General features: G+C 70.2%; 9 protein-coding genes and 1 pseudogene. 7 read left to right on the forward strand and 3 right to left on the reverse strand.

Features of this window, described 5'->3' with window-relative positions; all coding sequences use genetic code 11:
- The 4 genes and pseudogenes from JWR86_RS01865 to amrB form a co-directional block, all read left to right on the forward strand.
- Window positions 1-288: pseudogene (locus JWR86_RS01865) on the forward strand (branched-chain amino acid ABC transporter permease); the annotation flags it as partial.
- Window positions 285-1,043 (forward strand): ABC transporter ATP-binding protein, encoded by a 759-nt coding sequence (locus JWR86_RS01870; protein WP_299559936.1) that lies wholly within the window; start codon window positions 285-287, stop codon window positions 1,041-1,043. The pseudogene JWR86_RS01865 and the gene JWR86_RS01870, both read left to right, overlap by 4 nt.
- Window positions 1,040-1,759: an ABC transporter ATP-binding protein gene (locus JWR86_RS01875; RefSeq protein WP_299559939.1), complete on the forward strand. Its 720-nt coding sequence runs from the start codon at window positions 1,040-1,042 to the stop codon at window positions 1,757-1,759. Before JWR86_RS01870 ends, JWR86_RS01875 begins: the two co-directional genes overlap by 4 nt.
- The gene (gene amrB, locus JWR86_RS01880; RefSeq protein WP_299559942.1) at window positions 1,756-3,474 is read left to right on the forward strand and encodes an AmmeMemoRadiSam system protein B; all 1,719 of its coding nucleotides are present in this window, start codon (window positions 1,756-1,758) and stop codon (window positions 3,472-3,474) included. The genes JWR86_RS01875 and amrB overlap by 4 nt, the downstream gene beginning before the upstream one ends.
- Here amrB and JWR86_RS01885 read toward each other — a convergent pair.
- Window positions 3,449-5,293, reverse strand: a complete 1,845-nt coding sequence (locus JWR86_RS01885) for a hypothetical protein (protein WP_299559945.1) — start codon at window positions 5,291-5,293, stop codon at window positions 3,449-3,451. The genes amrB and JWR86_RS01885 overlap by 26 nt on opposite strands.
- 127 nt (window positions 5,294-5,420) lie before the next feature.
- On the opposite strand from JWR86_RS01885, the gene JWR86_RS01890 reads away from it, so the two are divergent.
- From JWR86_RS01890 to recF, 3 genes are all read left to right on the forward strand, one after another.
- Complete coding sequence (locus tag JWR86_RS01890; protein ID WP_299559948.1) at window positions 5,421-6,341, forward strand: dihydrodipicolinate synthase family protein; 921 nt, start codon at window positions 5,421-5,423, stop codon at window positions 6,339-6,341.
- A 126-nt stretch (window positions 6,342-6,467) separates the two neighbouring features.
- Window positions 6,468-7,610, forward strand: coding sequence for a DNA polymerase III subunit beta (gene dnaN / locus JWR86_RS01895; protein WP_299559951.1), 1,143 nt, complete (start codon window positions 6,468-6,470; stop codon window positions 7,608-7,610).
- A complete protein-coding gene (gene recF, locus JWR86_RS01900; protein ID WP_299559953.1) occupies window positions 7,607-8,740 on the forward strand; it encodes a DNA replication/repair protein RecF in 1,134 nt (377 codons plus the stop codon). The genes dnaN and recF overlap by 4 nt, the downstream gene beginning before the upstream one ends.
- Before the next feature lie 3 nt (window positions 8,741-8,743).
- Here recF and JWR86_RS01905 read toward each other — a convergent pair whose 3' ends face one another.
- Window positions 8,744-9,040: an HlyU family transcriptional regulator gene (locus tag JWR86_RS01905; RefSeq protein ID WP_299559956.1), complete on the reverse strand. Its 297-nt coding sequence runs from the start codon at window positions 9,038-9,040 to the stop codon at window positions 8,744-8,746.
- 32 nt (window positions 9,041-9,072) lie between these two features.
- Window positions 9,073-10,987: RNA polymerase sigma factor RpoD (gene rpoD, locus JWR86_RS01910; RefSeq protein ID WP_299559959.1), on the reverse strand; the 1,915-nt coding region annotated here is incomplete at its 5' end.

Below are 10,987 nucleotides of genomic sequence, written 5' to 3' on the forward strand. Positions count from 1 at the left end.
GGCGCCCTCTCGGCGGTCACCACGGGCGTGGTCGGGCTCGACAGCGTCAGCTTCGAGCGGTCCGCGACGGCTCTCGTGATGCTGGTCTTCGGCGGCGCCGGGTCGCTCTCGGGCGCCCTCATCGGCACGGCGGTGTTCCAGTTGGTCGAGCACGTGGCCTCGGCCGCGAACCCGTTCCACTGGCTCACCCTGATGGGACTGCTCCTGATCGCCGTTGTGCTGTTCCTGCCGGGCGGCCTCCAGGGACTGATCCGCTCCGTTCCGCGGCTCTGGAGAGCCGGGCGATGACGCCGCTGCTCCAGGTCGAGAAGCTGCAGAAGTCCTTCGGCGGGCTCAGGGTCAGCCAGGACATCTCGCTGACTCTCGCGCCCGGCGATCGCGTGGCGCTGATCGGTCCGAACGGGGCCGGCAAGACCACCTTCGTGAACCTCGTCACCGGCCAGCTCCGTCCCGACCGCGGCCGCATCCTCCTCGGCGGCGTCGATGTCACGGCGGCGGGCGTGGAGGCCCGCGTCCGGCGCGGCCTTGTCCGCACCTTCCAGATCACCCGGCTGTTCCAGGACATGGAGGTGCTGGACAATGTGCTGCTCGCCATCCTGCAGCGCGAGCGCAAGACGGCCCGCTTCCTGCGCAACGCTCAGGGCGAACGCGGGCCGGTTGACGAGGCGCAGGCCATTCTGCGCCAGCTCGGGCTCGGCGCGGTGGCGCGGCGGCGGATCCGGGAGATCGCCTATGGCCAGCAGCGGCTCGTGGAGATCGCCATCGCGGTGGCGCTGCGGCCCCGAGTGCTGCTGCTCGACGAGCCGGCGGCCGGCGTGTCCCGGGCCGAGGCGCCCCGCATCGTGGAGGCGATCGACGCGCTGCCGGCGGAGATCGCCGTGCTGATGATCGAGCACGACATGGACCTGGTGCTCCGCTTCGCCCGCCGCGTCGTCGTGCTCGCCTCGGGGGCGGCCATCTTCGACGGGCTGCCCTCGGCGGTGGTGGCCGATCCGGCCGTGCGGGCGGCGTATCTCGGCAGCTATGCTGGGACGCCCGCATGAGCGCGGCGGCCCCGCTCGCGGTCGAAGGGCTGTCGGCCGGCTACGGCGCGACCGAGATCGTCGAGGGGGCGAGTTTCGCAGTGCCGGCCGGTGGGCGCCTCGCTGTCCTGGGTCGCAACGGCGTCGGCAAGACCACGCTGCTTGCGGCCCTGATGGGGCTCGCGCGCCGCCAGGCCGGCCGCATCCTGCTGGACGGCCGGGACATCGCCGGACTCGCGACCCCGGAGCGGGCGCGGCTCGGGCTCGGCTACGTGCCGCAGACCCGGGACGTGTTCCGGTCGCTCACCGTCGAGGAGAACCTGATCGCCGGGCTCAAGGACCGCCCCCGGGCCGCGCTCGACGAGGCCTATGCGATGTTTCCGCGTCTCGGTGAGCGGCGGCGGCAGACCGCCTCGTTGCTGTCCGGCGGAGAGCAGCAGATGCTGAGCACGGCCCGCACGGTGCTCGGCCGGCCGCGCGTGCTGCTGCTCGACGAGCCGCTGGAAGGTCTCGCCCCGGTGATCTGCGATGAGCTGATGGCGGCGCTGCACCGCCTGACCGAGAGCGGCAGCATGACCATCCTCCTGGTCGAGCAGCAGATCGAACGGGCCTTCGATTTCGCGCCCGAGACCATCGTCATGGACAGGGGCCGCATCGTCTGGTCGGGACCCACGGCCGCGCTGCGCGGGGACAGGGACGCCGTGGAGCGGCATCTCGGCGTCGGGAGCTTCCGTTGAGGCGCGGCGCCGCCTCGGCCCTGCTGCTGGCGGCGATCTGCCTCCTCGCCCCGGCACGCGCCGACATGTCGGCTCCGGTTCCCTCGCTCTACGGCGACGGCGCGCCGTTTCTCGCCGCGATCGAGGCCGAGCGGCGTGCGGCCCCGGAGCACCAGCTCACGGTGACGGGCATCACGGTGCCGCATCACCTCCTGGCCGCCGATCTCGTCGCCCGCGGCTTCTGGGCCGCGGCGCCCGGCCGCTACGCGCGCGTCATCATTCTCGCCCCGGACCATTTCAACCGCAGCCGGGCGCCCTTCGCCACCACCGACCGCGACTTCGACACGGTGTTCGGCCCGCTCGCAGCGGATGGGGCTGCCGTGCGAAGCCTGCTTGCGGACCCGGCCCTGGTCGAGAGGTCCGACCTGTTCGAGCGCGAGCACGGCGTCGCCGCGCTGCTGCCCTTCGTGAAGCACTTCTTTCCGGACAGCCGGATCGTGCCCGTGGCGATCTCGCTGCGGGCGGGCCGGGCCGAATGGGACCGCCTCGCGGCGCTGCTCGGGCCCCTGGTCGGGCCGGGCACGCTGGTCGTGCAATCCACGGATTACTCGCATTACCTGCCTGTCGGACCCAGCATCGCGCGCGACCAGGAGACCCTGAACGTGATCGCGGCCGAGGATCCGGCCGCGATCGAGGGTCTCGTCTCCTCCGACCACATGGATTCGCGCGGGGCCCAGTACCTGCAGATGCGGATGCAGGCCGGGCGCGGCGCCCGCGCCACCGTGATCGCGAACCGCAACTCCGTCGAATACGCGCCGCACGCGTCCCGGCTCACGAGCTACATCGTGTCCGTCTATGCCGAGGAGGTCGAAAGCTTCCCGCACAGCTATCCGGACCAGGACGTGGTGGTCTTCGCCGGTGACACCTTTCCGGGCCGCTGGCTGACCCGACCGCTGGCCGAGCCGGCGATCCGCGATGCGGTGGTGACCCGGGTGCTGCGGCTGACCGGCGGCGCGCCTCTGGTCCTCAATCTCGAGGCCGTCCTGCTGGCCGAGGTGCCGGAAGGGCTGGGCGAGCACCTGCACGCCGCCCATGCCGGCCTCGCCGTGCCGATCCTCCAGGCCCTCAATGTCCGGGCGGCCGGCCTCGCCAACAACCACAGCTTCGACCTCGGCCGCGACGGTTTTCGCGAGACCGTGAGCCACCTCGAACGGGCCGGCATCCGGCCGCTCCGGCACGGCGAGGTCGTCGATCTCGGGCCGCTGCGGGTGGCGAGCTTCAACCATGTCGGTCGCAACGACAGGTCCGGCTTTCCGGTGCTCCGCGACGGTGAGGTGGAGCGGCTGTGCCGGGCCGAGGCGCGCCCGCCGCTGCTCGCGTTTCTCCATTGGGGCACCGAATACGCGTCCGGGATCGAGGCGGCGGAGTACCGGGCGGCGCGCGACCTGCACCGCTGCGGGGTCCAGGTGGCGATCGGCGCCCATAGCCACCGGGCCTCGCCCCGCATCGAGGCGCTCGAAGGCGGCGCCTACGCGGTCGTGCCCTCGCTCGGCAATTTCCTGTTCGACCAGACCTCGCGCCGAGGCAGCGGCACGCTGCTGGAGGTGCGGCGCTTCCGTCAGGGGACCGTGGCGCTGCGGCTCCTGGCCCTGCCGAACCTGTTCGACCTCGCCAACGGGCTGCTGCGCAGCGAAGGCGCCGCCGCCGGCGTCACTGGTTCAGATACTGATCCGTGAGCCGGCTTGGGCGGAAATAGGTCAGCGTGATCGGCCGCGATGCGACCTGACGGCCATCCGCGGTCTGCAGCACCACCTTGAACTTGTGCTCGGAGGATTTCGCGGCCTGAACCGCCACCGTGTAGCGGGCCGTGCCGCCGGCCCGGATGGTGCGCTCGAAGGCGACTGGCAGGCGGTAGCGGGTCTGGTCGAGGCGGAATTCCAATGGCCGCTTGCCGACGGCTTCCTTCTCGGCGCCCTCGCCGCATTCCGCTTCGACGGGGGTTCGGGCGAGCAGCAGACGCACGTTGAACGGCGAGGTGCGGTTGCGGGCCTCGCCGTTCTGCGTCGTCCAGGTGTAGTCGAGCGAGCCCGCCGCGTGCAGGAACACGTCGCGCTCCTCGATCCTGAGAAGCCGGCCGAGCGTGCCGAAATAGCCCGTAGCCACGATCTCGGCCAGGCAGGCGCCGGGATTGCCCTTGGCCTTGCAGGCGATGCCGCCGCTCTCGCCGCGACGCTTCAGGATGTCCGTCTTGACGCCGGCGGCGCGGAGCTCGGGCTCGAAATCGAGTTTGCTGACCGCCCGGATGCTGCCGACATCCTTGGTCGTCGTGGCGCCGCCCGGGTTCGAGCGGGGGGCCACGAAGCTGAAGCGGAGCTTGGCGGCTTCGGCCGGGCCCCAGCCGAAATTTTCGAGCTCGAACCGCGGCGAGAAATCCGGGCGCGCGCGGGCGCTGCATTCGCCGGAGGAGCCGGCGCTGATCTGGATCGCCGGCTGCAGGTCGGTGACGCTCGCGTCGACGTCGAGATAGGCGCCGCGCACCCGCACCGGCGCGGCGGCCCGGTTCTGCACCTCGAACACCAGGGTGAGGGGCGGCATGTCGCCGGCGCTGTAAGCAAACACGCCGTAGCTGCCGCGCTCGGTGACGTTTTCCTCGCGGTCGGTGAGCTGGATCTCGTCCGTTCCCTTCCAGAGCCCGATCAGGCGGGGATTGCCCGGCCGGATCAGAAGCCCGCTCTCGCTCTGGCTGGTCGCGTATTGGAGCAGGGTCGGATCGGCGACACGGTCCACCGTGATGCCGAGCCTGACGTCGTCATTGGCGGCGGCTCCGGGCCCGAGCTGGGCCAGCCGCAGCCTGCGGGACTGGGGCACCTCCTCGCCGGCCACCCATTCGGACTGGTACGCGCCGCCGCCGGGCAGCCTCGTCCGGCCTCGGCCGCTCCTCAGGCCGGCGTGGAAGCGGCCCTCGAACACCTCGCCGTCCACGTCGTAGAAGCGGCCCTCGCCATGCGCCGCGCCGGCCGCAAACGGGCCGGCATATTCGGCCCCGCTGCCGAGCCGCATCGTGCCCGTGCCGGCCGGAACGCCGGCGACCCACAGGCCCTCGTAGGTCAGGCCGTCGCGCTCCCGGTATTCGCCCCGGCCATGGGGCCGGCCGCCGACCATCCGGCCCCGATATTCGGCCTGGATCGAGGTGGGGTCGTAGGACGGCTTGCCGGAAAGCCGCCAGACGAGCCGGCCGTGCCCCGTCACCCGCTCCGCGGCGGCGCTGGCCGGGTCGTCCGGGATCCAGGTGAAATCGAGCCCGCGCGAGGGCCGGGGGTCCCACACCGTGTACAGCTTGCGAACTAGGGCCTGCGCGCCCGGGTCAAAGACGGGCTGGCTTCGGCTGCGCCAGGAGCCGCGCTCGGCCGGGAGGGCGAGGACCGGCCGCAGGACGGCCGGGGCCCCGTCCGTCTCAGCCAGGACGGGGCTTGCGGACAGGCCCGCGACCCAGAGAGCCGCCGCGCAGGCGGCCGCGAGCGCTGCCCGAGGCTGCCTTGTCCTGAATGCTGCCATGCCGGCCTCCCCGGCCGACTATATCCCGCCCGGACCCGCTCTCAAGCGCCGCCGAACCTAGGACAGGGCCCAAAACCTCACTATGGGGAGGGCAGGCAAACGCCGTCCGACCCGAGGAGCCGACACCATGATGAAGGATGCCATCTACGGAGGCGTCAACGCCGCCGTCCTGACCCCGATGCGGGCCGACCTGTCGGTCGATCTCGACCGCATGGCCGGTCACTCGCGCTGGCTGCTGGCCAATGGCTGCAATGGACTGGGCATCCTGGGCACCACGGGCGAGGCGAACTCGCTGGGCGTCTCCGAGCGAATTGCCGTCATGCAGGGGCTGGTCGAGCGCGGCATTCCGGCCGCGAAGCTGATGCCCGGCACCGGCACCACGGCGATCACCGACACGGTCGCGCTGACCAGGACCGCGATCGAGCTCGGCTGCCCCGGCGTGCTCGTGCTGCCGCCCTTCTTCTACAAGAACCCGAGCGAGGACGGGCTGTTCGCCTATTTCTCCGAGGTGATCGAGCGCACGGAGGGCCGGGCCAAGCTCTATCTGTACCATTTTCCGGCGCAATCGGCGGTGCCGATTACCGTGCCGCTGATCGCCCGGCTGATGAAGAGCTTCCCGGGCGTGGTGAAGGGTGTGAAGGATTCGTCCGGCGACTTCGCGAACACCAAGAGCTACGTGGATCACTTTGCCAAGGACGGCTTCGAGGTCTTCTGTGGCGACGATGGCGCGCTGCAGCGCTTGCTGCAGGCCGGCGGCGCCGGCTGCATCACGGCCGCGGCCAATGTCGGCTGCGCGGTTTCGGCCCAGGTCTATCGCGGCTGGGATCAGGAAGCCGGCACCCAGGCCCAGCAGACGCTGGCCCAGATTCGGTCCGCGGTGACCTCGGCGGCGCTGATCCCCGGCCTTAAGGCCTTGGTGGCCCGCAACACCGGCGACGATGCCTGGCTCAACATGCGTCCGCCGCATCTCAAGCTCTCGGACGAGGCGGCCCGCGCGCTGTACAGCACGTTCGACGCCTGCGGCGTGACCCTGGCCAAGGCCGCCTGACCGGACCCGGACGGGGCGGGTGTCGGCCTTGCCTTCGGGGCGGCGCTTCGCCAATGTGCCCGCCCCACCCGGTCGAGGCCACCAGAGCCCGAGCGGTGGCGTTCTCTCGGGTTCAAGAGCCAAGCCATGAAGGTCACTGTCGAGCGGGCGGCGCTCCTGAAGGCGCTCGGCCACGTGCATCGCGTCGTCGAGCGCCGCAACACGATCCCGATCCTGTCCAACGTCCTGCTCAAGGCCGAGGACAACGGACTCGGCCTGAAGGCGACCGATCTCGACATCGAGGTCACCGACACGGTCCGGGCCGAGGTCACGCAGGCGGGCGCCATCACGGTGCCGGCCCACGTGATCTATGACATCGTCCGCAAGCTCGCCGACGGCGCCCAGGTATCGCTCGAAACCTCGGGCGATGCGGGGCAGATGCAGCTGCGCTCGGGCCGGTCCCGCTTCACGCTGCAGGCGCTGCCGGCGACCGACTTCCCGGATCTCGCGGCCGGCACGCTCGATCACAGCTTCTCGCTGCCGGCCTCCGATCTGCGGCGGCTGATCGAGAAAACACAATTCGCAATCTCCACCGAGGAGACGCGCTACTACCTGAACGGCATCTATCTCCACACGGTCGAGGTCGACGGCGAGACGCGCCTCCGGGCGGTGGCGACCGACGGGCACCGGCTCGCCCGGATCGAGATGCCGGCCCCGGCCGGCGCGGCCGGGATGCCCGGCCTGATTGTGCCCCGCAAGGCGGTGTCGGAGATCCAGAAGCTCGTTCAGGAGGCGACCGAGGACACGGTCAAGGTTGAGCTGAACCCGGCCAAGATCCGCTTCACCTTCGCGGCCGGCGAGCAGGACGGCGCTGGCGTGGTGCTGACCACCAAGCTGATCGATGGGACGTTCCCGGATTACCAGCGCGTCATCCCGACCGGCAACGACAAGGCGCTGACCGTCGAGCGCAACGACTTCCAGAAGGCCGTCGACCGCGTCTCCACCATCTCGTCCGAGCGCGGGCGAGCCGTGAAGCTCGCCATCAGCGAGGGCCGCATGACGCTCTCGGTCAACAACCCGGATTCGGGCAACGCCGTCGAGGAGATCGACGTCGACTACGATTCGGCGCCGCTGGATGTCGGCTTCAACGCGCGCTACCTGCTGGACATCACCGGCCAGCTCGATGGCGACACGGCGCTGTTCAAGCTCGCCGATCCCGGCTCACCGACGGTGATCCAGGACCGTGAGGGCGCGTCGGCGCTCTACGTCCTGATGCCGATGCGGGTGTGACGGACGCCCCGCGCGTCACCCGCCTGATCCTCGAGGATTTCCGCAGCTACGCGGCGCTCGACCTCTCGCTGTCCCGGCGCCTGGTGGCGCTGTCGGGCGAGAACGGGTCCGGCAAGACCAACCTGCTTGAGGCGCTGTCGCTGTTTGCGCCGGGGCGGGGCCTGCGCCGGGCCGAACTCGGGGCCATGGCCCGGCAGGGGCGTGATCGCTTCGCGGTCTCCCTGACCCTGTCAGCGGGGGAGGGCGAGCACCGTCTCGGTTGCGGCCTCGGCCCGCCGCTCGAGGCGGGCGCGCGGCCGGCCCGCACGTACCGGGTGGACGGCCTCTCCGTGACCTCCGCCCTGGGCTTCGCCGAGCACGTGCGGCTGGTCTGGCTGACGCCCGATCAGGATGGGCTGTTTCGGGGCACCCCGGGAGAGCGCCGGCGCTTTCTGGACCGGCTGGTCCTCGCCATGGACAGCCGGCACGCGGCGCGGGTCACGGCACTGGAGCGGGCCCTGCGGTCGCGCAATCGCCTCCTGGAAGACGGCGCGGCCGGGCGCTGGCTCGACGCGGCGGAGCGCGAACTCGCCGAACTCGCCGTCGCCGTGGCGGCGGCGCGCCGCGAGACCGCCGGGCGGCTCGACGCCGAGCTGCTGGCGGCCTCCGGCGAGGACACGCCGTTTCCGTTCGCGCGCCTGGTCGTCTCCGGGGAGTTCGAGGATCTGGCGGCCGGCCTGCCCGCGCTCGACCTGGAAGACCGTTACCGCGCGCAACTGCGCGACAGTCGCGCCCGCGATCTCGCGGCGGGCCGCACGCTGATCGGGCCGCAGAGCGCCGACCTTCTGGTTCGGCACGGCCCCAAGGACCTGCCCGCGGAAAGCTGTTCCACGGGCGAGCAGAAGGCGCTGCTGCTGCGCCTCGTCCTCGCCCATGCCCGGCTGGTGGAGCGTGTCGGGGGCTTGGCGCCGCTCGTGCTCCTGGACGAGGTCGCGGCCCATCTCGATCCGCGCCGGCGCGCCGCGCTCTACGGGACCCTGGAAACGATCGGTGGCCAGGTCTGGATGACCGGGGCCGACCCCGGGCTGTTCGCCGAGCTCGAGGGCCGGGCCGACCTCGTCCGCGTCACGCCCGGGCAGGCCGGGCGTTAGCGCTCAGCGGAACATCCGCTCGCCCTGCTCGTCCACGAGCTGGCGGCCCTTCTGGAGCGAGAACTCGGTCGCGTCGTCAAGCGTCGGGAAGCGATCGGCTCGGATGAAGCGATGCTCCCTGACCTCGCCGCCGACATCCTTCAGGACGGTGCCGGCGGTCTGGTATTGGCCGCCCTCTGCCTTGTAGGGCTCGGCCCGGACGGTGAAGCCCTTGTGCTCCACCTCGGCGGTGGGCTTTGCGGGGCCCGTCTCCTGCCTGTCAGGCGAGGCCAGGCCGAACAGCCTCTTGAAGAACGACATCGAGCGGGTCCGGGGCGAGAGCGGGCGCGGCGTCAGTTGTCCAGGAAGCTGCGCAGCTTCCGAGACCGCGACGGGTGCTTCAGCTTCCGGAGCGCCTTGGCCTCGATCTGCCGGATGCGCTCACGCGTCACGCTGAACTGCTGGCCGACCTCCTCGAGAGTGTGGTCGGTGTTCATGCCGATGCCGAAGCGCATGCGCAGCACGCGCTCCTCGCGCGGCGTCAGCGAGGCCAGCACGCGGGTCGTGGTTTCGCGCAGGTTCGACTGGATGGCCGCGTCGATGGGCAGGATCGCGTTCTTGTCCTCGATGAAGTCGCCGAGATGCGAATCCTCCTCGTCGCCGATCGGCGTCTCGAGCGAGATCGGCTCCTTGGCGATCTTGAGGACCTTCCGCACCTTCTCGAGCGGCATGGCAAGCTTTTCGGCCAGCTCCTCCGGGGTCGGCTCGCGGCCGATCTCGTGCAGCATCTGGCGCGAGGTGCGGACGATCTTGTTGATCGTCTCGATCATGTGCACCGGGATGCGGATGGTCCGGGCCTGGTCGGCGATGGAACGGGTGATCGCCTGCCGGATCCACCAGGTCGCGTAGGTCGAGAACTTGTAGCCGCGCCGGTACTCGAACTTGTCGACGGCCTTCATGAGGCCGATGTTGCCCTCCTGGATCAGGTCCAGGAACTGCAGGCCGCGGTTCGTATACTTCTTGGCAATGGAGATCACGAGGCGGAGATTGGCCTCGATCATCTCCTTCTTGGCCTGCCGGGCCTCGCGCTCGCCCTTCTGGACCGAGTGCACGATCTTGCGGAATTCCTGGATCTCGAGCCCGGTCTCGGAGGCGAGCGTGTGGATCTGTTCGCGCAAGTCGTGGATCTGCGACTTGCCGCCGCCCACGAATTCCTTCCAGCCCCTGCCGCCCAGCTTCGAGACGCGCAGCAGCCATTTCGGATCGAGCTCGGCGCCCTGGTAGTGCTGCAGGAACTGGACTCGCGGCACGCCGTAGCTCTCGGCCAGCCGCATGAGCTTGCCTTCGTGCGAGATCAGCCGCTTGTTGATGTCGTAGAGCTGCTCGACTAGTGCCTCGATGCGGTTGCCGTTCAGCGACAGCGACTTCACGTCGGCAATGACGTCGTTCTTGAGCGTCTTGTGCTTGCGCTCCTGAGCCGGGGTCAGCTGCTTGTTTTGCAGCCGCTGCTCCACATGCTCAACCTGCAGGCGGCGGAGCTTCTTGTAGTTCTCGGCGATGTTGTTGAACGTTTCGAGAACGCGCGGCTTGATCTCGGCCTCCATGGCCGAAAGCGAGACGTTGTTCTCCATGTCGTCGTCGTCGAGGTCGCCCTCGGGCGGGCGCGGGCCCTCGGGCTCCTCGCTTTCGGCCTCGCCGTCCTTGGGCGCGTTCTTGCCGTCGGGGCCGGCATAGGTGGCTTCGAGGTCGATGATGTCGCGCAGCAGGACGCGACCTTCCTCGAGCTCGTCCCGCCAGATGATGATGGCCTGGAAGGTCAGGGGGCTTTCGCAGAGGCCCGCGATCATCGCCTCGCGACCGGCCTCGATGCGTTTGGCGATCGCGATCTCGCCCTCGCGCGACAGGAGCTCGACCGAGCCCATTTCGCGCAGATACATGCGGACGGGATCGTCGGTCCGGTCCGTCGGCTCCTTGACCGGCGCATCCGGACGCACCGCAACGGCGCGCGCCGTCACGGGCTCGACGGCGTCGCCCGGCTCGTCCTCGTCCGCCTCTTCGGGATCCTTGCGGCCTTCCTCGGCCTCTTCGGCCTCGACGACATTGATGCCCATCTCGCTGAGCATCGACATGATGTCCTCGATCTTGTCCGGATCGGTCTGATCGGACGGGAGGACCTCGTTCAACTCGTCATGCGTGACGTAGCCGCGTTTCTTCGCGGCCTTGATCATGCGCCTGACGGCCTGATCCGTGAGATCGAGCAACGGCCCG

It is taken from the genome of Enterovirga sp., assembly GCF_028290205.1.
In the GTDB taxonomy this organism is placed as follows: Bacteria; Pseudomonadota; Alphaproteobacteria; order Rhizobiales; family Beijerinckiaceae; genus Enterovirga.